The sequence below is a fragment of the Vibrio sp. ZF 223 genome, from assembly GCF_003050585.1.
GTDB lineage: Bacteria > Pseudomonadota > Gammaproteobacteria > Enterobacterales > Vibrionaceae > Vibrio > Vibrio crassostreae.
Genome location: NZ_PIGB01000008.1, coordinates 158655 through 185223, shown reverse-complemented (window position 1 = coordinate 185223; position 26569 = coordinate 158655). Strand labels below are relative to the sequence as shown.

25 protein-coding genes are annotated in these 26569 nt (G+C 41.1%); 3 read left to right on the top strand and 22 right to left on the bottom strand.

The window, feature by feature from the left end; all coding sequences use genetic code 11:
• Positions 1–68: 68 nt before the first annotated feature.
• The 18 genes from CWO13_RS16255 to CWO13_RS16170 all read right to left on the bottom strand — a co-directional run bounded on the left by CWO13_RS16255 (position 69) and on the right by CWO13_RS16170 (position 17085).
• Positions 69–1244 carry a DegT/DnrJ/EryC1/StrS family aminotransferase gene (locus CWO13_RS16255; protein ID WP_108083234.1) on the bottom strand — a complete coding sequence of 392 codons (1176 nt, stop codon included), beginning with the start codon at positions 1242–1244 and terminating at the stop codon, positions 69–71.
• On the bottom strand, positions 1237–1761 hold the full coding sequence (locus CWO13_RS16250; RefSeq protein ID WP_108083233.1) for an acyltransferase: 525 nt from the start codon (positions 1759–1761) through the stop codon (positions 1237–1239). Before CWO13_RS16250 ends, CWO13_RS16255 begins: the two co-directional genes overlap by 8 nt.
• Entirely contained in the window at positions 1754–2350 is a 597-nt protein-coding gene (locus CWO13_RS16245) for a sugar transferase (RefSeq protein WP_108083232.1), read from the bottom strand. Before CWO13_RS16245 ends, CWO13_RS16250 begins: the two co-directional genes overlap by 8 nt.
• The gene (locus tag CWO13_RS16240) at positions 2347–3555 is read right to left on the bottom strand and encodes a glycosyltransferase family 4 protein (protein ID WP_108083231.1); all 1209 of its coding nucleotides are present in this window, start codon (positions 3553–3555) and stop codon (positions 2347–2349) included. Before CWO13_RS16240 ends, CWO13_RS16245 begins: the two co-directional genes overlap by 4 nt.
• Positions 3556–3604: 49 nt before the next feature.
• On the bottom strand, positions 3605–4735 hold the full coding sequence (gene wecB / locus CWO13_RS16235; RefSeq protein WP_108083230.1) for a non-hydrolyzing UDP-N-acetylglucosamine 2-epimerase: 1131 nt from the start codon (positions 4733–4735) through the stop codon (positions 3605–3607).
• 9 nt (positions 4736–4744) lie between these two features.
• Entirely contained in the window at positions 4745–5848 is a 1104-nt protein-coding gene (wbjC, locus tag CWO13_RS16230) for a UDP-2-acetamido-2,6-beta-L-arabino-hexul-4-ose reductase (protein WP_108083229.1), read from the bottom strand.
• Positions 5848–6885 (bottom strand): polysaccharide biosynthesis protein, encoded by a 1038-nt coding sequence (locus CWO13_RS16225; protein ID WP_108083228.1) that lies wholly within the window; start codon positions 6883–6885, stop codon positions 5848–5850. Before CWO13_RS16225 ends, wbjC begins: the two co-directional genes overlap by 1 nt.
• Positions 6872–7597: a glycosyltransferase gene (locus CWO13_RS16220; protein WP_108083227.1), complete on the bottom strand. Its 726-nt coding sequence runs from the start codon at positions 7595–7597 to the stop codon at positions 6872–6874. Before CWO13_RS16220 ends, CWO13_RS16225 begins: the two co-directional genes overlap by 14 nt.
• Positions 7569–8717: a hypothetical protein gene (locus CWO13_RS16215; protein WP_108083226.1), complete on the bottom strand. Its 1149-nt coding sequence runs from the start codon at positions 8715–8717 to the stop codon at positions 7569–7571. Before CWO13_RS16215 ends, CWO13_RS16220 begins: the two co-directional genes overlap by 29 nt.
• Positions 8678–9538: a hypothetical protein gene (locus tag CWO13_RS16210; protein ID WP_146164380.1), complete on the bottom strand. Its 861-nt coding sequence runs from the start codon at positions 9536–9538 to the stop codon at positions 8678–8680. The genes CWO13_RS16215 and CWO13_RS16210 overlap by 40 nt, the downstream gene beginning before the upstream one ends.
• Positions 9525–10625 carry a hypothetical protein gene (locus CWO13_RS16205; RefSeq protein WP_108083224.1) on the bottom strand — a complete coding sequence of 367 codons (1101 nt, stop codon included), beginning with the start codon at positions 10623–10625 and terminating at the stop codon, positions 9525–9527. Before CWO13_RS16205 ends, CWO13_RS16210 begins: the two co-directional genes overlap by 14 nt.
• Before the next feature lie 2 nt (positions 10626–10627).
• Positions 10628–11812: a hypothetical protein gene (locus CWO13_RS16200; protein WP_108083223.1), complete on the bottom strand. Its 1185-nt coding sequence runs from the start codon at positions 11810–11812 to the stop codon at positions 10628–10630.
• Entirely contained in the window at positions 11784–12323 is a 540-nt protein-coding gene (gene rfbC, locus CWO13_RS16195) for a dTDP-4-dehydrorhamnose 3,5-epimerase (protein WP_108083222.1), read from the bottom strand. The genes CWO13_RS16200 and rfbC overlap by 29 nt, the downstream gene beginning before the upstream one ends.
• Before the next feature lie 2 nt (positions 12324–12325).
• Positions 12326–13207 carry a dTDP-4-dehydrorhamnose reductase gene (gene rfbD / locus CWO13_RS16190; RefSeq protein ID WP_108083221.1) on the bottom strand — a complete coding sequence of 294 codons (882 nt, stop codon included), beginning with the start codon at positions 13205–13207 and terminating at the stop codon, positions 12326–12328.
• On the bottom strand, positions 13207–14100 hold the full coding sequence (gene rfbA / locus CWO13_RS16185; protein WP_108083220.1) for a glucose-1-phosphate thymidylyltransferase RfbA: 894 nt from the start codon (positions 14098–14100) through the stop codon (positions 13207–13209). The genes rfbD and rfbA overlap by 1 nt, the downstream gene beginning before the upstream one ends.
• On the bottom strand, positions 14100–15197 hold the full coding sequence (gene rfbB, locus CWO13_RS16180) for a dTDP-glucose 4,6-dehydratase (protein WP_108083219.1): 1098 nt from the start codon (positions 15195–15197) through the stop codon (positions 14100–14102). The genes rfbA and rfbB overlap by 1 nt, the downstream gene beginning before the upstream one ends.
• Positions 15198–15620: 423 nt before the next feature.
• Positions 15621–15941: a hypothetical protein gene (locus CWO13_RS16175; protein ID WP_108083218.1), complete on the bottom strand. Its 321-nt coding sequence runs from the start codon at positions 15939–15941 to the stop codon at positions 15621–15623.
• A 109-nt stretch (positions 15942–16050) separates the two neighbouring features.
• Positions 16051–17085, bottom strand: coding sequence for a helix-turn-helix domain-containing protein (locus CWO13_RS16170; RefSeq protein ID WP_108083217.1), 1035 nt, complete (start codon positions 17083–17085; stop codon positions 16051–16053).
• 288 nt (positions 17086–17373) lie between these two features.
• Here CWO13_RS16170 and CWO13_RS16165 point away from each other — a divergent pair, with 288 nt between their 5' ends.
• The 3 genes from CWO13_RS16165 to CWO13_RS16155 all read left to right on the top strand — a co-directional run bounded on the left by CWO13_RS16165 (position 17374) and on the right by CWO13_RS16155 (position 19180).
• Positions 17374–17847, top strand: a complete 474-nt coding sequence (locus CWO13_RS16165) for a hypothetical protein (RefSeq protein WP_108083216.1) — start codon at positions 17374–17376, stop codon at positions 17845–17847.
• Positions 17848–17861: 14 nt separating this feature from the next.
• A complete protein-coding gene (locus CWO13_RS16160; protein ID WP_258186388.1) occupies positions 17862–18425 on the top strand; it encodes an N-acetylmuramoyl-L-alanine amidase in 564 nt (187 codons plus the stop codon).
• A gap of 419 nt (positions 18426–18844) precedes the next feature.
• Positions 18845–19180 (top strand): hypothetical protein, encoded by a 336-nt coding sequence (locus CWO13_RS16155; protein ID WP_108020250.1) that lies wholly within the window; start codon positions 18845–18847, stop codon positions 19178–19180.
• A 650-nt stretch (positions 19181–19830) separates the two neighbouring features.
• Here CWO13_RS16155 and CWO13_RS16150 read toward each other — a convergent pair.
• From CWO13_RS16150 to CWO13_RS16135, 4 genes are all read right to left on the bottom strand, one after another.
• Positions 19831–22002 carry a polysaccharide biosynthesis tyrosine autokinase gene (locus tag CWO13_RS16150; protein ID WP_108083214.1) on the bottom strand — a complete coding sequence of 724 codons (2172 nt, stop codon included), beginning with the start codon at positions 22000–22002 and terminating at the stop codon, positions 19831–19833.
• A 123-nt stretch (positions 22003–22125) separates the two neighbouring features.
• Positions 22126–22566: a low molecular weight protein-tyrosine-phosphatase gene (locus tag CWO13_RS16145; RefSeq protein WP_048663167.1), complete on the bottom strand. Its 441-nt coding sequence runs from the start codon at positions 22564–22566 to the stop codon at positions 22126–22128.
• A gap of 116 nt (positions 22567–22682) precedes the next feature.
• Positions 22683–23816 (bottom strand): polysaccharide export protein, encoded by a 1134-nt coding sequence (locus CWO13_RS16140; RefSeq protein WP_108083213.1) that lies wholly within the window; start codon positions 23814–23816, stop codon positions 22683–22685.
• Between the two features lie 654 nt (positions 23817–24470).
• Positions 24471–26564: a YjbH domain-containing protein gene (locus CWO13_RS16135; RefSeq protein ID WP_258186387.1), complete on the bottom strand. Its 2094-nt coding sequence runs from the start codon at positions 26562–26564 to the stop codon at positions 24471–24473.
• Positions 26565–26569 lie beyond the last annotated feature (5 nt).

Genomic DNA, 26569 nt, shown 5'->3' with positions numbered 1-26569 from the left:
GCCAGTAAGCCAGTAATATTGAGACCAAAGGTGCTGAAAGAAAAAGCTCTTTTTACTTGTGAGAATGGTTAAGCTTGTGCTTCAAGTAAAACAGCACGCAGCACTTCCGCCGTTTTCTCAATCTCGCTCTGCGTTAAGGTTGGGTGCACTAAAAACATTAAACTGGTTTCACCTAGCTCAACCGCATTCTTTAACGGCACTTTAGGCCTGTAACTTGTACCATCAAATGCTTTTTCTAGATAAACCTCAGAGCAACTGCCTTGGTATGCAGGCACACCTTGCTCAACAATCGCATCAACAATTTTATCGCGAGTCCAACCTGGTTTTAGATGCTCAGGGCGAATGAACATATAATGCTTATATTCAGCATGTTCAATGTATTCAGGAATATCCACACTGCGAACAATAGCAAGATCAGCCATCGCCGCTTCAATCACAGCTGCATTCGCTTGACGCTTTTGCGTCCAATCAGCCATGCGTTGAATTTGGATACGACCAATAACCGCTTGCATTTCTGTCATGCGCCAGTTGGTACCAAAGCTTTCATGAAGCCAACGAAAGCCTGGTGAGTGCTCGCGGTTGTAAATGGCATCAAAGCTTTTACCATGATCCTTATAAGACCACATAAACGACCACAGATCTTTGTCGTTAGTCGTTACCATGCCGCCTTCGCCGCCGGTAGTCATGATCTTGTCTTGGCAGAAAGACCAAGCACCAATATGACCAATCGTACCGACACTGCGACCTTTATATTTCGCACCGTGCGCCTGAGCACAATCTTCAACTACCTTGAAGCCATGCTTTTCAGAGAGCGCCATAATCGCATCCATCTCGGCAGGCATGCCTGCAAGGTGAACAACAATCACGACTTTGGTTTTTGGCGTAAGTACCGCTTGTATCGATTCAGCGGTAATGTTTTGACTGTTTAGATCAACATCCGCAAAAACAGGTGTCGCACCAGCCGTTACAATTGACGAAGCCGATGCTAAGAAAGTACGAGATGTGGTGATCACTTCATCACCTTGACCAACCCCAAATGCTTTCAGTGCAACATCTAACGCTAGCGTACCGTTACCCAGAGCTACTGCATATTCACAGCCAACCCAAGCCGCAAACTCTTTTTCGAAATCACGACCTTCTTGACCCGTCCAATAATTAACTTTATTCGAAAGTACAACCTTACTTACGGCGTCCGCTTCTTCTTGAGTAAACGAAGGCCATGGAGAAAATGATGTATTAAGCATGTTCACTCTCCAGATACTGGCGTTCAGCCTCTAACACAGCTTTCATATCTCTCTTCTTTAGTTCTTTCAGTTTGCCATCAATCACTGCGTAAACCGTCCAAGGTTTCAAGTTTTTTCGGATAACAGCACCAGCACCTACCGCACAGCCTTCACCAATAGTGACCCCAGGGAAAATAACGCTATTCGTACCAATAATAGCGTGACGTCCGATCTCTACCTTGCCAGATTTCACGTTAGTGAAATCTGAATGTACTGTTGGGTTGGTTAGATATGGGCCGGAAAAATCATCACTAGCCGTAATGAGCCGACACCCAGCACTCAAACCTGCAAAGTCACCTATAACACATTCCCCCCCACCAACAATTGTTGTAAAAGAGGCTATATGAACATTTCGCCCAATATTAGTTTCCCTACCTGCGTTAATAAAGCAAAAATCGTCAATTTGACTTCTTTCTCCAAGCACTAAATTGTCTAAGCCAACAACTTTAGCCAGGCCATATATTGTACCTTTAATCATTACTAGTACCCTTAAATGCTTCAGTAGTCACATGACCTTCAGCCGTGATGCCTTCTTTAATAAAGACCTTTTTAATTGTTAGGAAAAGTATTTTCACATCTAGAGGAAAACTTAGGTTATCAGCATACCAAACATCTAGTTTAAACTTCTCCTCCCAACTGATCGCATTGCGTCCGTTGACTTGAGCCCATCCCGTTATCCCAGGACGAACATCATGGCGGCGAGCTTGCTCTTTGCTATAAAGGGGAAGATATTGCACTAATAAAGGGCGAGGGCCGACTAAACTCATATCACCCTTCAAAACGTTCCAAAGGCCTGGTAACTCATCTAGGCTACTTGAACGTAACTTGTCACCAAATGGTGTCATGCGTTCGTCGTCAGGAAGTTGGCTACCATTGGCATCAACCGCATCTTTCATGCTGCGAAACTTCACCATTTCAAATAACTTTCCGTTCAATCCTGGGCGAGTTTGACGAAATAAAACGGGAGATCCAAGATTTTTGCGAATCTTCCAAGCAACGAAGGCAATGATAGGCAAAAATACAATTAAAGCCGTTAAAGATACAATAAAGTCAAAAATTCTTTTCACTTAACGTCCTCAAAAATCGAGATAAACTTATTAACACCTTGCTTCAGAGAAAGATGTTGTTCGTAATACTCTTTACCAGCTTCACCTAAGCTTAACCTTTCCAACTCCGTTAAAGAACAGACATGCATTACGGCTTCAGCTAAAGATTCCGGATTATCAGGTTGACAAGAAACACCAGCTTTAGCTTTATTAATTAAATCAGAAGCGTCACCCGCAACTCCCATAACAATGGGTTTACCCATTGCCATGTTTGCTTGAGTTCTCGAAGGTACTGTAATTTCGAATAATTCATTTTTGTTTAAATGCACCAGAAGCATATCCGCACAAGAAAGTAATGAGCCAACTTGTTGCATAGAAACTCTTGGCAAAAAATATACGTTGCTTAATTTTAGATCTTCAACAGTCTCGATTGCCGCCTGTTTTGCAACCCCGTCACCGAGAAATACAATATTTACGTTAATATTTTGGCGGTGCAATATCTCTGCCGCCTGAATAATAGAAGGTAGCCCCTGAGCAAAGCCAAGGTTGCCAGCAAATAATAGGTTTAAATTTCCGTTTTCTGGTAATTTAACACCTGTCTTTTCAAACTTATTTAAAGCAGATTCGTTACACCAATTATAAATAACTTCGACTTTTTCGACAGGTACACCTCTTGATACTATTCTTTTTTTGAAGCCAGGTGATAAAACGACAACTTTAGCTGCTCTTTTATATACGAAATCACAAACTTTTCCGACTATGTTGAGAACTTTTTTGTTATTAATCATCCCAGTCGCAGATAATGTATCAGGCCATAAGTCCTGTACATCGACAATAAAAGGAGCCCTTTTACAAAATCCCAACAAACAAGCCGACAATGATGTTGTTAAAGGAGGGTGATAACTATAAATAACATCTATATTTCTAGTTTTTATCAGTCCTACAAGAAAAGTACTAATCGCGAATGACATATAATTTAAAATTCGTTTAGCTGCAGAGCCATCGTGGCTTGGATACAAAGGTGCTCGATGGATAGTTATCCCATCCATAACCTCTTTTTGGTAAACGTTAATTTTATAGCCATCGTAAACTTTACCGCCAGGATAATTCGGAAAGCCAGTAAGAACTTCAACCTCATGGCCTTCATCACGTAGAGCTTGAGCAAAAAGAATACCTTTAAAGGTAGGTTCCGGATCAAACCATTGAGTTAACAAAAGAATTTTCATATATGACTCTATCTTGTAACTCGTGAGTCAACCTCACGAGTTAATTCACTTAATACTCTTTCCAAACGACTCGTTTGACGTAATCCGTATACGAGTGAATGATTCTCACCATTTTGTCAGATACATTCGGCATGCTGTAATCGTATACTGGGCGTAATAGTCGCTCATTACCATTTGGCTGAGTCTCTAAAATTTGCAGAGCTTGCATTACACGCTCTACATCTAAACCAACCATCATGACCGAAGCTTCTTCCATTCCCTCTGGGCGCTCATGTGCTTCACGCAAATTTAATGCAGGGAAATTCATGATCGAAGATTCTTCATTAATAGTGCCGCTGTCTGAGAGAACCACTTTGGCATTTTTTTGAAGGTGGTTGTAGTCGTGGAAACCCAACGGTTTGAGCAATTGAATGTTCTGGTGAAAATCAATACCTTGCGCTTCAATTCGGTTGCGAGTTCTAGGGTGCGTTGAAACAATTACAGGTAAATCATAATATTCTGCAACGTTATTTAAAGTTTCAGCTAGTTTTGCCAGCTGTTTCGGAGAATCTACGTTTTCTTCACGGTGAGCGCTCACCACAAAAAATCGCCCCTTTTCAAGTCCCAAACGAGATAATACATCTGAGCCATCAATTTGAGGCATATAGTGACTTAATACCTCAAACATTGGACTGCCTGTTTTAATCACACGATCAGCAGGTAGACCTTCCGCAAGTAGGTAGTCTCTCGCAATAGAACTGTAAGTAAGGTTGATATCGGCGGTATGATCAACAATACGTCGATTCGTTTCTTCTGGTACACGTTGGTCAAAGCAGCGATTACCCGCTTCCATATGAAAGATAGGAACTTTGCGGCGTTTTGCTGGTATTGCAGACAAACAAGAATTTGTATCACCTAATACTAACATTGCATCTGGTTGAATTTCTTCTAATGCTCGATCCACCTTAATGATCACTTGCCCAATAGTCTCAGCTGCATTTTTACCTGCAGCATTCAAGAAATAATCGGGTTTACGCACACCTAAATCATTAAAGAATACTTCGTTTAACTCAAAATCATAATTTTGACCTGTATGGACAAGAACATGTTCACAGTGATCATCCAATTTAGATAACACTCTAGATAAACGAATGATTTCAGGTCGAGTTCCGACCACCGACATTACTTTTAATTTTTTCATTTTAAATTCCTACAGTGGCTTTGCAAGCGTGTCTGGCTTTTCTCGATCAAAGATTTCGTTAGCCCATAACATTACAATAAGCTCAGAGTCACCGATATTAGTCACGTCATGAGTCCATCCAGGGACAGTTTCGACTACTCGGTAATCATCGCCTGTAACATCTAACTCGTAGCGTTCACCGGTTGAGATATGTTCAAACCGAAATCTTGCTTGCCCCTTAATAACCAAGAATTTCTCATTTTTTGAATGATGATAATGCCCGCCACGCGTGATACCCGGATGAGCAGTAAAGAAAGAGAACTGCCCAGCATCTTTAGTTTTTAAAAGCTCACAAAAAGAACCACGAGGATCTGTATAGGCAGGTACTGTGTACGAAAATTGTTTTGGGGAATAGTAACTAATGTAAGTAGAATAAAGTGCTCGCAAGAAGCCAGAACCTACGTTTTCAGTTATTAAAGATGATTTGCTTTTTTTAAATGACTCAAGTGCGTTAGCAACCTCACCAACCGTTGTTGGGTAGATTGGCTTGATTGATTGCTCACCTGATTTATCATCATGATTTAGGTGATGGATAAAATGTTCACAAACTGTATCGATATAAACTAAGTTAACTTTTGCTGTAGGGTCGTTGATCGTCAGCGGTAGATCATTTGCTATATTGTGACAGAAGGTAGCAACCATTGAGTTGTAGTTTGGTCGACACCACTTACCAAAGACATTTGGCAAACGATAGATATAAACTTTTGCTTGAGACTGTAAGCCATATTCATTTACAACGACTTCTGCCTGAGCTTTGCTGACACCATATGGGTTCGATTTCTCAGCTTGTATAGAGGAAGTAAGAAGAATGGGTGTAGCTCTGTTGAGCTCGTTTAGCTTGGTTACGATATAAGAAGTTAGGTCTGCATTACCTTGTTTGAATTCTTCGTCATTTTTCGGACGATTGACACCGGCCAAGTGATAAATGAAATCTGCTGTTTCTAATGCATTATCTAACTCTTGAAGTGAATGGTCTCGGTCAATTTTAACAATATCTGTAAACCCCTGCTCTTCTAATTGAAAACACAAGTTCTTACCAATAAAGCCTTTTGCGCCTGTAACTAAAACTCTCATTACACACCTTCGGGCACGTTAAGACTGCCAGCTTCTATATCAGAAATAAAATCCAACTTATGAAGTAACTTAATCATACCCTCTACATCTAAACGATCGGTATTATGAGAGTTATAATCTTCAATAACGCTTAAATCTTGTTCACCTTCTTCAACATATTGTGAATAATTTAAATCTCTGTTGTCTGAAGGGATACGGTAGTAACCACCTTGGTCTTCAGCAACAAACATCTCTTCACGGCTACATAATGCTTCATACAGTTTTTCTCCATGACGAGTACCTATCACATTGACTTCATGTTCAGGTGTAGACGTGATGGTTTTTAAAGCCTGTACTAAAACATCGATAGTCGCAGCGGGAGCTTTTTGCACGAAGATGTCACCATTAATACCATGTGTAAATGCATGTAATACAAGATCGACAGCATCATTCAATGTCATCATAAAACGTGTCATATTCGGATCTGTAATTGTGATTGCATCACCATTTATAATTTGACGCAAAAACAGCGGGATTACCGAACCACGAGACGCCATGACATTACCGTAACGCGTTGCCGATATAACTGTCTTGTTAGGATTAACATTACGAGATTTAGCAACAATGACTTTTTCCATCATAGCTTTTGAAATACCCATCGCATTAATTGGGTAAACTGCTTTATCTGTACTTAAACAAACTACACGTGAAACTTCATTCGCGATACATGCTTCAAGGACGTTTTCCGTACCTAATACATTGGTCTTCACCGCTTCCATTGGATGGAATTCACACGAAGGTACTTGTTTAAGTGCTGCTGCGTGGTAAACAAAATCAACACCACGTGTAGCCGATAGAATAGAGTTGTAATCGCGTACATCACCAATGTAGAACTTTAACTTAGGGGAGTTATATTTTTTGCGCATATCATCTTGTTTCTTTTCATCACGAGAGAATATACGCACCTCCTTAATATCTGTTTCCAAAAAACGGTCAAGGACAGCATTACCGAACGATCCTGTACCACCCGTAATTAACAAAACATTATTTTTGAACATATCGATTCCTGAATATTAGACATAAATTTAAAGTTAACAACTTAATTCTATTAATAGCTGATCGAATAGAAACAGTAGAGACTTTCGGCGTCAAATTTTTATCATGTTGACGATAATGAATAAGAACCTCGGGAACTGATATTGCTTGCCCTTTAATCAATGCCGCATTACACAAATAATGATCATGAGCATATACTATTTGAGGAAAAGGCATAGCCAGTTTAAGTAAACTACGTCGGAATACCATCGCACAACCAAAAAAACTAGGTTTGATAGTTAAATTCAGCAATTTATACTGGCCAATTTTAATATCATTTATAATATAATGATGATCAATAATTTTATCTTCAACGTCAATAGTTGCTATACCGTGATGAATCAACTCGACTTGAGGGTTATTATTGAACTTATCTAATATAACATCAACCTTGTTGTCGCTCCAGACATCATCCTGGTCACTTAAAAAAATGAAATCTCCTTTAGATAAAGAAATGGATTTTTCGAAATTTTTAACATGCCCCAATCTGGAACTATTTATATATAACTTAATTCGTTCATCATAAAATGATTCGATCACACTCACCGTATTATCACTTGAAATATCGTCACATATTATTACTTCATCATTCTCAGACAGTTGATTCAAAATAGATTTCAATTGTTTCTCAATAAACAAACCACCATTATAGGTGGTCATGCAAACTGATATCATAATTATTCCTTCTTAACTCATTAACCCACCAATATGCAACAATAAAAATAACTAGAGGGGCACTCAACATAGGGTTCATAAACGATGCAATCAACACTGGAACTATATAAATATATGTTCTATCCCAATAACTCATATTATTCTTCAACCAACGAAAAATAACCACTATCATTGGAGCCAAGAACACCGTTAAATAAACAATAGAAAAAAAACCATATTTATGCAATAAGTTGAAATATGTTAACTCAATACCATAGCCTTGAGTTCTTCGACTAAACCCATCAATATAACTCCCAAGCCCCTTTCCAAAGAAAGATATGTCATTAAATAAATATTCTATTTGCAGGCTTCGAAGTTGATTGCCACTTGATTCAATATCATACCCAGAGAATATGACCGAAAACTTAGGTGAAAAAATATAGTAATTGTCTAAGACAAATAACACCAAAAAAAATGCAACAAAAATGGAAATTAGCTTAAAGTTTCGTAAAAACCATAAAGACATTATTATTGTTGTTAGAAATATAGCAACTTTTGAAAATGAGGTTATTACAGATAAAAACGATAACAAAATCAATATAGATAACTTCTTATATCTACTATGCATTCTTCCGTAAAAAGTCAAATAATTAACCATCAAGCCTATGTATATAAAAGAGATCATTAAAAACATTCTTCTCAACAGACTTATATCAGACAAGTCATCATTACCGTCTAGATAGTTAGTTCCAGAAAGATACATAAAGCACACAATAGGCACTGAGAACAATAATGATTTTAAAATCAAATCATTTATATCTAGCCCATCATAATTCATGAAGAAAAAACCAAAAACTATAAATAAATAGAAACCAGCAAAGTTATATATAGCATCAAAAATGTTGGCGTCATTAGCAACACCGAGCAAGAAATATAGATATTGAAACACAAACAATAAAAATAACACTGTAATTATTTTTAAATTAAATTTCCCATGGAATATAAAACATGAAATAAACATTATAATACAAAATAAATAAGCATATGTTGTTGTACTACTTAAATAGCTACTAAGTAAAAAAGCATACACCAAAAACTTTGCTAATGAATCATTCTCTTTAGAAACAAACTTGGTTCGCATAATAACAACCTTAATAAATCTATTTTATTATGAGGGCTTTTTGATCCAGAACAATATTTTAACGTTATAATATCCAGTGCGTTTGTTTTATGTAATAACTCAAACTTAATTTTATTCAAAGACTCACTTTTATATAATGGTAATATGCTATCAATTAATTCTCTTTTAAAAGACACCTCAATTTCTTTTCCTTTTTCACCGATAAAAAAATTAAAGCGACCACTTTTTGAATTTAACATATTTGACATTATCAAATCATAATTATCATTTTTCAGATGACCAAGCGTACAAGTATCCATTTGTTCAAAAAGTCTCGAATGCACATTCATCAAAAAAACTATTCGACTCTCGAACCTCGAACCTTTAAGTCTTTTAAAAAACATTGAACAAACACTATATAGATCACTCCATATATAAGGTGCAATATAATTAGGGTACCCAAGTCCCTTTTTCTTATTATCAAATATCACGTGGGAATCTAAGTCGCTAACATGCTCCCAATCAATGACAAAAACAGCACCATCTTTATAAATAACATTACCCGGATTAATATCCCTATGTTGAATTCCACTTCGATTAAGTTTTAACATCAACAAATACAATGTTCTAAAGCAATTATATATAGTTCCGACTTCATTAGATTCGTTTTCCAGTATGGTGTCAAGCGATTGGCCTGGAACAATAGGGGCAATATGAATCTCAAAGCCTAAAATTTTAAAATAGCGTCCGAAAATAAATCTATCATCATTGTTTTTTTTTGATAAGATATTAACTATCTTGTTTTCATTTTCAAACTTAATATAGTTATTAAATAATTTCAATTTGGGCCTCATACCTTTTTGGTCGTATCAAAAATGAAATAAACTTTCTTAAGTTAAGATACCCCCAGAAAAACCTTCTAAAAAAAGTAGGTGGATTGCCATTAATCTCAGTGTAATTGTAATAGCCTACAGATATGTCTTTACAAGGATATGCTGATGTGCATAGGTTTATATCTCGCTCAATTATCCCTAGTAAATCTATCTTATAGACAGAGCTAGTATTGGCATCAAGTTCTAAACAATTTAGGTACTTTGTGTTTACAAAATTCTTGTGTACTAAACAATGATAAGCAATGCCCTTTATTTGCATTTCATTATATTCATTTAGTGATTCTTCAGATTCAAAAAGAGCTTTTGACAAATCAAGTGGCAAATAATTATCACTCAATAACCTAAGATCAAAATCGATATTAGAACTTAATGAATAAAAAGCACGAGAGTCGAGTTTTTTAGGTTTCTTTGCCGATAGTCTCAATCTTTTCCTTAAAGAAGTAACCAACTTATCATCAACTAGAATATCAATATCAGAATCAGTTCCTTGTTCGTCGATACCAATACCTCTTAAAATAGATGTTTCTCCATAAGTCGATTTAAATCTCAAATACTCGTCAAACCATGACTCGCCTTTACTTTTCCAGTCAGAGAAGCTTTCGATGTACTTTGTCCCAACTTCAATTTTATCAATTTCCTTTTGAAAAAATAGGATCGCATCGTCCGTAGCCTCTATAATGTCTTCAGTTCCGTGCACATTATGTCCACCTCCACATTTTAAACGGAGACTTTTTTTTAGTTCATGCATATACAAATTTACAGAATTCAAACCAGATGTAACTTGTAACACTTTGTACTCAGAATTTACTTCAACAATATAGGCTTTAATAGTTCCTAAACCGACCTCTTTATATTTATAATCTCTACCTTTTAACTTCTCGCCATACAGGCAATTCAACAATGACATCATATCTGGTTTGGATTTACACTCAAGATCTAAACTAGAGATCACATCAGTCCTTTTTCCAAAATCAGAAATTATATCCGGATAATTTTCAACAGCACTGGGCCAAAATAAAACAATATGCCTTTCCAATTTTATACCTTTTTTAATATTAGAATCTTGAATAGATTAACAACTATAAATAGAATACTAAAGTTCAATGTTGTCATGTTCGAGTTAAAGTACAGAACCAAAGAAGTAGTTATAATAGCTGATAAAAATAATATTGTAATTATGGTTCTTTTTTCATCTAATAAAATTGAAACCACTTCACCAGATATTAAAATTTGAAATACTGATATAACTCCAGCTGAAATGAACAAGTAGGCATTCTCATTGCTGAAAATATCTTCTGCTAAAAAGAAAATACATATGACAAATATTGTTTGCATACCACAAATACAATATTTAACCGTAGCCATTAAATTGACATTCAAACTACCACCAACAATTTTTGACTCAAATGTTTTGGTTATGATAGATGATGCAATCGAACCAACGCCGACAATACGTTTGAGGTAAGCAAATACAACCAATTGATGAAGTCCCACAAAAGTTAGAATCAATACATCTAATTGCTCTATTATGGCTAAAAGAGCTCTTAATATCCTTTCTTTAAAGTTGAGACGAAAATGGACATTAATTTCATTTTTATCTACTGTAGTATAACAAAATAAATTCAACTTAATTATTGGTAAAAATGAAATGATAGAAAGCGACGTAAATATATAATATAACTCAAACCTAACATTAAATAAAACCATAATAGACATCGATACTAGAACTATAATATTTGGACACGCTACATTGTAAAAAACAAAGTGGTTGACACTAAATTTATTTAAATAATACTTTCCTAAAAAAGTAAAATTCATATATGCTAACGATAGCATTAAAAATTCAATTATATTCCCTGTCAAATATTCAACATCTAAAAAGCATGCCACAATACTAACAAAGGTCACAGTTACAAATACATTAATTATAGATTTTTTGTAATCAAAAACTGTTAATTTTACCTTTTCTTTATTTTTTAAAAATGCGTCCGCATAGCTGACAGGCATAATACCTTGAGTAAAGTTTGCAATAATGGACGATATACCAACCAAAAAAAGATAGACTCCTGTATTATTTTTATCATACATAACATCCATTGCATAGATGACTAAGATTGGTAATAAACCAGATAAAAACCTAACAAAAAAAGATATCAATATAGGAGTGATATTTCTTAAATTCAAATGTTCACCACTATATGGCTTCTTTAAGGGAGATAGCATTATCATCTTTTTCTGAAAGAACCGGTTGTCCAATAACAGGCCATACTATAGCTAGATCATTATCATTCCACTTTAGAGATATTTCGCTCGATGGAGTGTAGTAATTTGTACATTTATAAACAAACTCCGCTTCATCACTGGTCACATAAAACCCATGAGCAAATCCTTCTGGCACCCACAATTGACGTTTGTTCTCTGAAGATAAGTATTCACCTACCCATTGACCAAAGGTTGGCGAGCCTTTGCGAATATCGACCGCAACATCAAACACTTCACCAGAAACAACGCGAACTAACTTGCCTTGGGTGTTTTCAGTTTGATAATGCAAACCACGCAAAATACCCTTTTTCGACTTTGAATGGTTATCTTGCACAAATTGGATCGGCCTTCCCGTCACTAATTCTTCAAATTTATTTTGATTCCAGGTTTCCATAAAGAAACCTCGTGCATCACCAAAGACTGTGGGCTCTATAATTTTCACATCTGGGATTTTAGTATCTATAACTTTCATATTTAAGCCATATATCCTTTAATCTTTTCTAATGCAACTTGCCAGTCACTCGCTTCAACAGAGAAACCTTCACTGATTTTCTTTGTACTTAATCGAGAGTTACTTGGGCGCTTAGCCGACGTTGGGTATTGATCGGTGACAATACTCGTTAAGCTCGGTTTTTTATCAAGAAAGCCTTGATTAACAGCAATATCAAAAATCGCATCAGCAAAATCAAACCAACTCACATGTGGCAAGCCTGAGTAGTGGTAAACGCCATACTCAACCGTATCACCTTGAGCGATGCGCTTCGCAATTTTAATCAATACATTGGCAATGTCACCCGCATAAGTCGGCCCGCCAAACTGGTCACCGACAATGCTCAAGGCGTCTCTGTTTTCACCTAAACGCAGCATGGTTTTCACGAAATTATTACCGTTCTCACCAAACACCCATGCAGTACGAAGGATAACGTGTTTTGCACACGCTTGTGCCACGGCGATTTCACCAGCGAGCTTACTTTTACCGTAAACCCCTTGTGGGTTTGTCGCATCCGCTTCCACATATTCGCCGGCTTTATTGCCTTCAAAGACATAATCAGTCGAGATATGCAAAATGGCCGCATCAACGCTTTGTGCCGCCTGGGCTAAGTATTTTGGACCATCGCGGTTAATGGCGAAAGAAAGTTGCACTTCCTCTTCGGCCTTATCAACGGCAGTATGGGCCGCGGCATTAATAATGATAGTAGGTTGAAAGTCAGCAACAGCTTCATTGACTGCCTCTTGGTTAGTAATATCAAGATGCTCTCTATCAAGCGCTAACGTCTCGGTATCCTCATCGTTCGCTAACTGCTCAGTTAGACTCGAACCCACTTGGCCATGACAACCTGTAATTAAAATACGCATTAGCTTACTGCCTTTTTATGCGCTTCAGTCACTAAACGAGTCAAGTACTGGCCGTATTCATTTTTCATCATTGGTTTGGCTAGAGTCAGAACTTGCTCATCACTCAACCAACCGTTACGCCACGCGATTTCTTCTAAACAAGCGACTTTCAAGCCTTGAACATTTTCAATCGTTTGAACGAAAGAAGAGGCTTCGTGCAGGCTTTCATGCGTACCAGTATCTAACCAGGCGAAACCACGACCTAATAGCTCAACATTCAGAGATCCATCATTGAGGTACATTTCATTAAGTGTGGTAATTTCTAGTTCACCACGATGAGATGGTTTAACTTTTTTGGCCATTTCAACTACACGGTTGTCGTAAAAATACAACCCAGTTACCGCATAGTTAGATTTTGGTGTTTGCGGTTTCTCTTCAATAGAAACGGCCTTCATGTCTTCATCAAATTCAACCACACCAAAACGCTCTGGGTCTTTTACTTGGTAACCGAATACCGTTGATAAACCTTTCGATGTTAACTCTCTAGCTTTTGTTAATTGGCGACTAAAAGACTGACCGTAGAAGATGTTATCACCTAGCACTAAACACACGCTGTCATCACCAATGAACTCTTCACCGATGATAAACGCTTGTGCTAAGCCATCAGGGCTTGGCTGAATCGCGTACTCAAGATTAATACCAAAATCAGAACCATCACCCAGTAGGCGCTGAAAACCTGCGTTATCTTCTGGTGTAGTAATAATCAAAATATCTTTAATGCCAGCGAGCATTAATGTTGAGATTGGATAAAACACCATTGGCTTGTCGTAAATCGGCAATAGCTGCTTGGACACGCCGCGAGTCAATGGGTATAAACGCGTGCCTGAGCCACCAGCTAGAACAATCCCTTTCATTATTTCTTCACCTTTGATTCTGTTGTTTCTACACCCAAACGCTCACGTTGGTAACTACCATCTTGTACGTTTTGACACCATGCTGAGTTATCTAAATACCATTGCACTGTTTTACGAAGCCCTGTTTCAAATGTCTCTTCGGGCGTCCAGTTTAGCTCACGCTGCATTTTAGATGAGTCAATAGCATATCGACGGTCGTGACCTGGGCGGTCTTGAACATACGTGATCTGCTCTGCATACGCTGAATCTTTAGGCACTAACGTATCTAGGATGTCGCAAATCGTATTCACAACTTCGAGGTTCTTCTTCTCGTTGTGACCGCCAATATTGTAAGTCTCACCAACCTTACCTTCGGTTACTACCTTGTATAGTGCGCGGGCGTGATCTTCAACAAACAGCCAGTCACGGATTTGGTCGCCTTTACCATAGATAGGGAGGTCTTTTCCCTCCAAAGCATTTAGGATAACTAATGGGATCAACTTTTCAGGAAAGTGATATGGACCATAGTTATTAGAGCAGTTAGTTACTATGGTCGGCAGGTCGTAAGTGCGTAACCATGCACGAACTAAATGATCGCTCGATGCTTTTGACGCCGAGTATGGGCTAGATGGCTCATACGAGGTTGTCTCTAAGAACATTGGCAGCGCTGTGCCTTCTTGAACTTCATCTGGATGTGGAAGATCACCATAAACTTCATCAGTAGAGATGTGGTGAAAACGAAACTCTGCTTTTACGTTAGCTTCAAGTGTATTCCAATATTCGCGAGTCGCTTCTAACAGGGTATAAGTGCCGACAATATTCGTTTCAATGAATGCTGCTGGGCCAGTGATTGAACGGTCAACATGCGATTCAGCCGCTAGGTGCATCACCGCATCTGGTTTGTGCTCAGCGAACACTCGATCAAGCTCAGAACGATTACAGATATCGACTTGCTCAAAGGCATAGCGCTCAGACGAATCCACTTCGCTAAGAGATTCTAAATTACCTGCGTAAGTAAGCTTATCAACGTTGACCACGCTGTCAGATGTATTCTTAATGATATGACGAATGACCGCAGAGCCGATAAAGCCAGCACCACCAGTGACGAGGATCTTCATAGTTTTCTCTTGTAATATACTGTTTAGAACAACTCACGAGCGTGAAGATGTATAGAATTTTTGAGGTTTAATCTCACGAGAGTATCTCAGCCAATGTTAAGCCACTGAGACACTTTTTATTCATTTTGAGACAGTCTATTTTAGACAATCCCTTATAATACCTAGATTTTTCTTACTTTCTTAAAACCGCCCCAATAGGCAACAAAAAACAGTCTTTCAGTGGCTTGGAGCACTTTTAACTAGCTAGCCACTCACGTTTGGGTACGCTACCGCCCTTAGGTTTGGCTCCTACAGGCAATGAATCACAATTTTTCACTGTGTTTCAGGTTTATGCGTTTTACATACGGTTTTAATTTGCTGCGTAGTCTAGCAAATCAAGTGCATATTGACCAGTTTGCAATTTACCTCATTCTGACAAGTGCCTCACAAAGTATTGACCCAGCGCGAGCATTGTACGTCTTGTAGATACTGAGTCCCTATGTGGTAGCGGTTTTCTTGTGCTGCGTCGCAGTAGCGCTTTTCTATATCAATAAAAATATTGCCGTTGCGGTATAGCGACACAAAGCTTGGGTTGTTGTTTATCGCCAATAACGCTTTAATCTCGGTGCGTGTTAGCCCTTGCGGGTAGTGGCTAACCAGCAGTTTCAAGAACTCGCCAATACGCCCTTCTACTCGCGCTATCTCTTTTTCTAAAATGGTGACTTTTTCTTCCGTTGTCAGTTTTTTTAGGCTGATATCGTCCATGTGCCCTCTCCCTAATTCTACTTTTGTCTCTTGACGTTTTTTGTCTGTATTCGTTTTTGATTTGCCTAAGTTCTTTGCTCTGCTTTTGGTCGTCTGAATAATCGAATAATCACTGCTTAGAATCAGCACTCGACGACTTGGATTGAACTAGGGCCTTGATACGCGCTTCAAACGGGTTAGTGGTGCTTTTGGCTTTGTAGTCCGCTAAAGCCTGAGAGACAGGTGTGGGTTGTTTGGGTTCCATGGGCTTAGCTTCCTGTATTGCCGTTTCGGAGCCTATTGTTTTTGTGGAACCTATTGCTTGCGCGGCCTTTTGGGGTTTAGCTGCCTTGGTTGGTGTAGAAGCCCTTGCTGGTTTACCCGCCCTTGCTTGCTTAGAGACTGGCGATGAGTCTCGCTTCGCTTTGGCCTGAGCACTTCTTCTCAGCCAGCCATTCACAAAGTGGCCAATGTGCTCGAAGGGTTTGCGCTTATCGGGGTTGATGTACAGCCAGGCTTGCATGGCATGCAGTTCTTGCAGCACATCTAACTTTGGGTAGGTGCTTTCTAAGATTTTGTAGAACTCATGATAAATCGGTGCGCTGCCCTCTTTGGTGAGCAGATGAATCACGGCTTTATTTTTGGTTTTGGGTTTGGAGGTGAAAGGGGAGCTCTCATGTTGTTCAGAACCGCTTGGGGGATCAAGCACATCGATGTCGTCTAAGAGGCCGTTTTTCAAGCTCAGCTCTGTTTTATGTTCTTTATGAAAGATTATGTGTGCAGGATGATCACTCTCCGTGCTGGATCTTGAGTCACCCAGGGGAGTGTCTGAATGGTCAGTTTGATCTAAATCTCTATTTGCTTGGCCTAAATCGGCCTGCTGAATGTGGCTGTCGCTGGGTAAGCGCAGCTGATAAATATTGCTGCGCTGGCGTCCCGAATCATCAAAGCGCTTTATTCGCTTCACAAAGCCTTGCTTTTCGAGCTCATTAACGTGTCGTTTCACGGTTCTTACCGACACTTCGCAATATTGCGCCAAGTAATTGAAGGAAGGAAAACACACGCCGCGCGCGTCGGCATTATCAGCCAACTTTAAGAGCACCAACTTGCTGATAGGCGAACCGGTTTTCATCGGCATAAAAGAAAGAATAAGAGAAACACACATGAATAACGCTCCTTGTTAGCTGGCCATTCCTATAACCGGCCATTGACATAAAAGAGCATTAACACCACTTTTTTATGCATTAGGGGCAACAGTGAGGCGGGATAAAAAGTAACAAAAAGTGTTTTTCCTGTTCACTCTCATCAATATGCAACAAGAACAGTACCAAAACTGATAACCTGCGAAGCACCTCTCACTTTTCTGTGTTCCTCCGTTTTCGCGTTATTACCGCCACCCCCAATCAAGAGTGTTGAAGTACATTGCCTTCCCCATACAGCAATAAGGTGCTTAATGAAGGCGATAGTTTCTCTTTTTATTTCAGCGTATCAACCCGGTATGGCGAGCATCGAGTGCCTAGCTGATCCCCTCAATCCGTCTCGCCAGCCGTTATTTTTTAGTGATAGCGATGGGGCTGGCCAAGTACTGAGCTATGAAGCCGGCGGCTATAAAGAAAGCCAAATTGAAGGTTGTTACTTTAATGAGAATGAATGCGGTGACGTCCCCAGCTATGAGGATATTTGTTGGATGATCAGCCGAGCGCGGCGTAGCCAGCCACTGGGTTATTGCGTGATGTATTTACGTTATGTAAACCACCACTCTGGTTATGCCAAAACCGTAGCCGCCAGTTTGCGACAACACATCGCCTTGCATCCTAATTTAAAAGAATCGTTATCAACGTCTTTAATCACTTGGTTACAACAACACGAGGATTTATTTTGTCAAACACTCCACCAGCAACTGATCGAGTTCCACACCAGCCGTTAGAGGCGCCTGCTGTTTTGCAAGAGCCGACCTGTTTGCAAGAACGGGCTAGCACGGAAGAGCCTTCAGATTCACGAGAACAGGCTGACTCTATAGAGCTCATCCCTTCGTTAGAGCCTTGCTTATCTCCTGCTTCCTATTCTCTAAGCTTGGTTTCAGTTTTGCTCCGCTTACCCTTTTGTCCGCCATATTCTTTTATTACAGTGCATTGTAGCGCCACGCCGCCACAGCAAGATGTAGACGTAGCCGAGATTCGCCGATGGCATAAAAAGAGAGGCTGGCGCGATGTCGGGTATCACTTTGTTATTCGTCGCAATGGGGATGTCGAACTTGGCAGGCCGCTGTCGCAAACCGGCGCGCATGTGAAAGGACACAACAAGGGCAATATTGGGATTTGTATGGTCGGTGGCTGTAATGCCGAACTGCAACCAGAAGATAACTTCACACTTGCGCAGCGCAAGGCGCTGTTTGGTTTGATGGCCGCACTACAAGAGCAGTTCTTGATTTCAGATGAGAATGTTAAGGGGCATAAAGATTGGGGCGTGAATAAGGCATGTCCTGTTTTGAAGATAAAAGCTTAAGAGCAGATGCGGGATACGAAGAGCTTAAGAGCAGATGCGGGATGCGGGATGCGGGATGCGAGTAAACGGGATGCGAAGAGCTTAAAGAGCAGATGCGGGATGCGAGTAAACGGGATGCGAAAGGCTTAAGAGCGGATGCGAGTGACGGGTAAACGGGATGCGAAAGGCTTAAGAGCGGATGCGAGTGACGGGTAGTGAGATTCGAAAGGCTTAAGAGCAGATGCGGGATTCGGGTAAACGAGATGCGAAAGGATTAAGAGCGGATGCGAATAGACTAAAAGCGGATTCGAGATGCGGGTAAACGAGTAGCGAAAAGCAGGAAGAGCAGATGCGGGATGCGAGTAAGCGAGATGCGAAAGGCTTAAGAGCGGGAGTGACGAGAAAGGCGGTATATAGCCATCCATAAACCAAGGAGCAGTATGACATTGTTCGGAAGAATATTTGGGAGCCAGTCTTCCATTAACAAAGGGTTAGATGCAATCACCAACACAGGAGATGCGATGTTTTTTACTGATGAAGAAAAAGCGAAGCACAAGCTGGCACTGCTTAAAGCGTATGAACCTTTTAAGTTGGTACAGCGATACATTGTGTTGTTGTTCACCATTCCTTATGTGGCGCTGCATGTGATGGTTATTTTAGGTTGTATGCACGGCTACGATTGGAAGCCATTAGGGGAAATGACCAATGAGGCGTTTGGTTATCCGGTGTTAGCGGCGATTGGATTGTATTTAACGGGAGGGGTTATAAAAAAGTAGAAGTGCAGATGCGGGATGCGAGTAATCGAGATGCGAAAAGCTAGAGGAGCAGATGCGGGATGCGAGTAAACGAGATGCGAAGAGACTAAGAGCAGATGCGGGTAGCGGGTAAGCGAGATGCGAAGAGCTAGATGCGGGTAGCGGGTAAGCGAGATGCGAAGAGACTAAGTGCGGATACGGGTGACGGGTATACGAGATGCGAAGAGCTAAAGAGCAGATTCGAGTGACGGGTAAACGGGATGCGAAGAGCTAGAGGAGCAGATGCGGGTGGCGGGTAAACGAGATGCGAAGAGCTTAAAAGCAGATGCGGGTAGCGGGTAAACGAGATGCGAAGAGCTAAAGAGCGGATGCGGGCGACGGGATGCGCCCCCTATTAGACTCCGTCCTTCCAGAATTGAGGGACGAAATATCTGGAATCTCAATGACACGACCAATTTAAATGGTTGGTATCCACGACGAAAAGAGATTCCCTATCACGCTCGTGCCTCGCTGTAGGGAATGACGCCGTTATTTTTTACTATTAGGTGAGGAGATAAGATACAAGTAAACGAGATGCGAAGAGATGAAGAGCGGATTCGAGTGGCGCTTTTCGTATCTCGCCACTCTCATCTCGTATCTGCTCTTCGCTACTCGCATCTCGTTACTGCTCTTTATTTCTTATCGCTCGAATATGCGTAGTTGTAGTAACCGTAGCCGTATGAGCTTGAAGCTTTCTTCTCGATGGCGTTGAAGATAACGCCTTTCACTTCAATACCTGATTGTTCGAAACGGTTGCGAGCCACGTCGATCTCTTTAATGGTGTTTTGGCCGTAGCGCGCCACCATTAGTGTGGTGCCAGCGAAGGCGCCGACAATGCTTGGGTCGGTTACCGCTAGTACGGGTGGGGTATCGACAATCACCAAGTCATACTCTTTTGATGCCCATTCCATTAGCTCTGCAAAGCGTGGGTGCATCAGCAGCTCAGATGGGTTGGGTGGTACTTGGCCGCGAGTAATAATATGTAGGTTTTCTACTGGTGTGGTTTTAACAGATTGAGCAAACTCTTGCTTGCTGCTTAATACATCAGAAAGGCCGTTGTCCCAGTTCACGCCAAAGCTTTGTTGTAGGTAACCTTTACGCATATCGGCATCAATCAATAATACCTTTTGGCCTGTTTTTGCGGCTACTGCAGCAAAGTTGGTCGAGATAAAGGATTTACCAATGCCCGGTGCAGGGCCAGAGATCATCAAAACGTTGTTTTTCGCTTCTAGCATCGCAAAGTGCAAGCTAGTACGAAGGCCACGCAGTGCTTCAACCGAAAGGTCGGCAGGGTTCGATTCGGCAAGCAATGCCTGAACGCCTTTTGTTTGTACTTTCTTCGATTTAAAGCGGTTGGTTAGCTCAATCTGTAAATCTGATTTTGGTACCGCAGCGTAAACCGGAAGGCCAATTTGTTCAATTTGGTCTGGGCTTTCCACACCACGGTGGAGCGCTGCTTTTACTAATACAAACGCGACGCTTAGCATGCCACCCAGTAGCGTTGCTAATACAACAATCAGTGGCTTCTTCGGTTTAACGGCACGAGCATACGCTTGCGCGTCATCTAAGATACGAACGTTACCGACGGTACCGGCTTTGATGATGCTCAGCTCTTGAACCTTGTTTAATAGCTGGATGTAGATCTGTTGGTTTACTTCAACATCACGTGTCATACGCAGTACTTCACGTTGTGTTTTCGGCAGCTTTTGCACTTGCTTGTTTAAGCGCTCTTTCTCACCCAATAGCGTTTTACGCTTATCAAGTAGGGCTTTGTATGCTGGGTGATCTTTAGTGAAACGCTGGCTGATTTCACTCTCTTTAAACGTCAGTTCATTCAATTGCGCTTCAAGCTCTACCATTACCTTCAGGGTTGATTGTGCTTCTAAACCCAAGTCGATCGATTCGTTCTTTTGGCGGTAATTATTTAGTACGTCTTCATAACCAGTTAGCTCAGATTTAATGCCCGGAAGGTGACTTTCTAGAAAAGAGAGACTCTTCTCTGCTTCTGCTGAATTACGCTTCACATTTTGTAAGAAGTAGATCTGACTAATGTGATTGAGGATTTCAGAGATCTGTTGCTTGTTTTCACCTTCAAAGCTCAGCTTCAAAATGCCGGTTTGCTTACCTTGCTCAGACAATGATAAAGACTTCTTCAACCATTCGATCGCTTCTAGTCGGCTACGTTGACTAATAGAGAATTCAAAATCGTTGTGTGATTCAAAACCTGCCACAAACAAGCTGTAGTCGTCGGCTGTTGCTAGCTCACCCACTTTGCCTTTTAAGATAACTCGCTCATCGTCACGAACCAGTTGGTAAGTGCCCTGCTCGGCATCGAGAATTTGAATGGTGTGTTCGTAACCGCTCGCATAGCTTGGCAAAGTAAAGCGGCTCACTGCGATGTGGTTGATGTCGCCTGTTAAGCGAGCAAAGCCTTTGCCGACGATAGGTGCGTAGTTCGGTGATGTCACCGTCGTGAGGTTAAACTTATCGACCGTTTCGCCCAAGATCATACGAGATTTGATGATCTCAACTTCGGTGGTTGCCGATGACTCTTGCGAGAATAGTTCGCCCATATCGCCGACCATAGAAGATATACCGCCAGAGCTCTTCTCTTCAATTTGAATCAACGCGTCGGCTTTGTATATCGGCGTTGAAAGCAATGCAAACGCAATACCAAACACAGCAAAAGCAAATGTGGTCAGCATGATTAGCCATTTAGCGTCCAGCAGAATGCCAAGCAGTTTTCCTAAATCTATCTCATCAGAGTTATCTGTATGCGATTGCTGAGAGGGTTGTGTTGTCATTTGTTTGCTACTTCCTAAATTATTGCTATTTAAGAGACGATATATACGCTCCGCGTACTTCTCTTTTATATGATTCTGTTGGTGGCTATGCAACATAGCTTAACTGAAGATTTTCTCTATCAATTACAGCTTTTTTGCCCAAGCTTGTGCCGCTTCGTCAATCAGCTTATAAGCGTGTTCAAACGCTTCACGGCTTTGACGGTAAGGGTCAGGAATGTCTTTTTGGCCAATCCACTGACCGAACAGCATGGTTTTACCGCGTGCCTCTGGCGATATTTGAGTAAGCGCCTCCATATGGCCCTTCTCCATCACCAAGATCAAGTCATACTGCGCACAAAGCTGTGGTGTAACTTGCTGCGATTGGTGATTTTCAACATCGACCCCGTTTTCTGCAGCGATCAAAATCGCCGTGTCGTCTGCAGGCTTACCGATTAAACGGCTTTTCTCGGCCGCGATACCGGCAGAGGCCACTTCTTTGTTAGGCAGCAAGTTTTGTAAAACTCGCTCTCCAGTCGGGGAACGACAAATGTTGCCCACGCATACGACTAAAATTTTATTAAACATAATGGTCTCTAATTGTATTGGGCTTATAAACTGGGTTTACTTTTAGATGTAAAAATCAGGTTACACGTACAATGCAACCTGATGATTAATTAGGGTTTATTACAAACCAGGGCTTATTACCAATTACGAACGCGCAACATACCTTCGGTTAGGTTGTTAAATCCATTGATGGTTGGAAGCAACTGACCGATTACACGGTTCCAACGGCTGATTGGTGCGGCCGTTACGTAAACAATGTCGTAAGGCTTTAAATCAAATTCGGTGCCAATCACTAAGGCTGACGCATCTTCGATGTCCAGTTGGTAAATATCCGCCATGCGCTCTGATTTATCATCAGAAGTTCGGATCACAAACACACCGGTTGCATCGGCGGTAAGTTCATTAATACCACCTACGTTACTGAGTGCTTCGGTTAGGCTCATTCCTACGCGATCAATCTTTAATAACTTAGGCTCTTTCACTTCCCCCATCACAAACACTTTCTGATTATCGTTACGAGGTACGTGAACAATATCACCCGCTTGCAATAAGCGGTTTTGGGTTAGGTCACCACGTTGCATTAAACCGTAGAGCGAAAGATTTTCTTCCACGCCATTGCGGGTTAATGAAACATTACGCCAATCAGCATCTTCAGACAAACCACCAGAACGGTTCACGGCATCCAATAATGTTAATGGGATATTGGTGATTGGCTGCTGGCCAGGGTTAGACACTTCGCCAGTAATGTAGGTTTTCTTAGAGCGGAAGGCCGCGACGTTAACGTCAACTTGAGGGCTTTCGATGTATTTCGCCAAACGTGTCGCTATATCAGAACGAATTTCACGGACCGTTTTTCCTGCCACTTCGACTGTACCAATGTACGGGTAGAAGATGGTGCCGTCAGCATGAACCCAGTTACCGGCTTCGGTACTACTACGGTAAGAGCCCGCAGGAATCGTCAATTCAGGGTGGTCCCAAATCGTGATGTTTAAGATATCGCCCACACCGACTTTGTATTCATACTTTGCGATGTCTAGGTCGAGTTCAGGGTTGGCTTGTGACACCGACAATGTACCCGTCTGGTAAGTCGATACTAGCTGCGCCGTCAGCGGATACACATTCACTACTTCAGAAATATCAGACTCTTGTTGTTCCTCAGAAGGCTGAATCACATTCTTGCCACCGGTAGACAGGTGAGTACCTGGAGTCGTACACCCTACAAGCAATGCAGGTATAAGCGCGAAAAGGAGACGATTTTTATTGATCTTCATGTTAACCAAGTAATAGAGGTGGAATGTGTTGTGATACCCAAAAGGACACCAAAGGAAGTTAAGCGCGTAATTTTATCAGCTATGCAGCTTAAAATAGTGCTTACGTGAACAAATAATAAGATCTAACTCTCATTTATCATCGAAAAATCAAGATGCTACCGCCCCTTGATAGTCCGCAACACCACACTGCGTAGTTATCCCAAAACGCAGCAAAAACGATGCTTGCATCCGGTCATTTTAATCCGTAAACATTATCCACAAATTGTGGTTATTATCAACCTAGTTGAATGGTTTAGGAGCAGATTCGGGATACGAGTGAACGAGATACGAAAAGCCTAATGGCAGATTCGGGATGCGAGTGAACGAGATGCGAAAAGCCTAATGGTAGATTCGGGATGAGAGTGAACGAGATGCGAAGAGCCTAAGGGCAGATTCGGGATGCGAGTGAACGAGATGCGAAGAGCCTAAGGGCAGATTCGGGATGCGAGTGAACGAGATGCGAAAAGATAAGAGCAGTATCGAGATTCGGGTAAACGGGATTCGAGTGAACGAAGAGCTAAGAGCAAGAGCAAGAGCAAAAAAAGAGCCAACACATGAGGTGCTGGCTCTTAGATTTAAATGTTACGCTGAATTATTTTACTGCTTCTAAATATTTTAGGAAGCGTTGCGTAAGCGCTGTCGGTTTTCATAGTAGTAACTTGCGCCGATGCGGTTACGGTTAAAGTACTGTCTTTCAATGTTGTGTTGCAAGCCAGTATCGACACCTAAGCCTGTGCCTAGATTATTGTGAGTATCACCAACGCGAGTTTGAAGTGCGTATACAAACTGGTCGATACCACGTAATTGAACGTAGTCAGGGCTCATATCACGCCATAGTGTCAGCGGAATCGCGATAGAAAGCGTCACAAAATCTTCGGCTTCACTGCTGCCTACTGCTTTTGTGGTCTGGTATGACGCATCAACTCTTACATCACCCAACCAGTGGCTGGTTGTCACACGTACCCCTTCATCGCCTTTCCAAAATTGACCTGCTTGCACTTTACCTTGCCAGTTCCAGTCCGGTCTTGAGTAGGTGTAGTGGCCAATCATAGGGGTCGCATCTAAGATAGCTTTCCCTCTTGAGTCGTACTTATCTTGAGCAGAAAAGTTCGCGTATTCAGCTCCTAGAATGTGACGACCACTATTGTTCGCATACTGCGTTTCATTCAAAAATCCTAAGAAGTTTCCGTAAACCTGACCGAATGAGAACTGAGTCGTGAGGTTGTAAGGCAATTGGAATGCTTGGTGGAAAAGAACCCTATCGACTTCGTTTTCAAACCCGTTATCACCCCATATTTCGCCGTCTTCAAAGTCATCACTTTCGGCCAGTGGCATTACGTGTCGAACATCCAAAGCTGCACCTTTCCACAGAGGTGTGTATAAGTTAGTAGCAAGCGCTAAAGAGTAGTCAAACACACCGTATTCTGTTGCGGTGTTGTGATACAAAGCTGGAGATACAATCACCTGCGTACGTCCAAATCCCGAACGAGCGGCCTCTTTATCAAATTCCGCCTTTGCATAACTCTTTTTCACATCTGAAGTACGAACAAGAAGTGTTTTGCAAGGTTCACCCGTTTTTACAAACTCACGGTAACATGGCGCATTGGTGATCACTTCCATCATCGGAATGTCATTCACCAAGTTAAACAGGCGAATGTTTTGTTGTTGGTAGTTTTTAACCCCCAGGCCTTGAAGCATACCTTCTCCCACGTAGGAAGAGATAATACCCAACGCGACACCAACGCCATCAACTTGGTTACGATTATAACGTCGGTTTTCCAGTGCTACGTTTAAACCAATATCATCAGCCGAAATTCTAACGTTAAGAAAGCCTTCATCAACCAGTGCTTTTTTAAGTTGAACCATACCAGCAAATTTATGATGCGCTTGTTCTACTGCGATCTTGTCTTCTAGGGTTAACTCATTCACTCGACGAGACTCAGAGAAGCCCATTAAAGGAGTAGATGCAGCTACCGACCAAATATCTATATCGGCATTACCACTGGTATAAAACTGGTATTGAAAAGATAACTGCGTATCCAGTGGTAAGTAGTGTTCTGGTGTAAATACCTTAAGGCCAGCATTGAATTGGTGAGAGTCGTGTTCTGCAATCAGCTGAACAAAATCCAACGGCTGATATTCTAAGCTGGCAAAGGGCCCGTTCAGAACGCCATGGCTCACTTCTGATTTACCGTAACCGGCGCTAAACCTTGCAGGGACAAAGTCAGGTTCAAAATCGGCTACTGCATAGTAGGTTTCAAAGTTGCTGGCTGCGCCACCAAAATCTTGAACACCTATCGCCAAATCGAACCCTGTCCAATCTTTAACGAAAGGAAGTTGGTATTTAAACGATGCCGACAAATCACGAATACCGTTACCACAATTAGGATTGTAGTTCGGTACATTTTTGTAGAGGTGACAGTCATAAGTTTTTGTGACAATTCTGCCCGCTGCTTCAAAACCATCGAATAAGCCAACGCTGAATAATATGTTATCTAACTCACTGGTTTTGCCCTTGTATGGCACGCCTTGGCCGTAAAGGTAAGAGATGTCGCCAGTGTCCATCACTTGAGCGTTGGGCACAATGATTGCGCCGGTATAACTTTGGGACGACATCAAGTTATCGACGGCGTAGGCATTAGAAGCGATCGCTAATGCGCTAAGAGAAGCTATGAGAGATGCGCTTTTAGAATAACTGAATATTTTCATTGGGA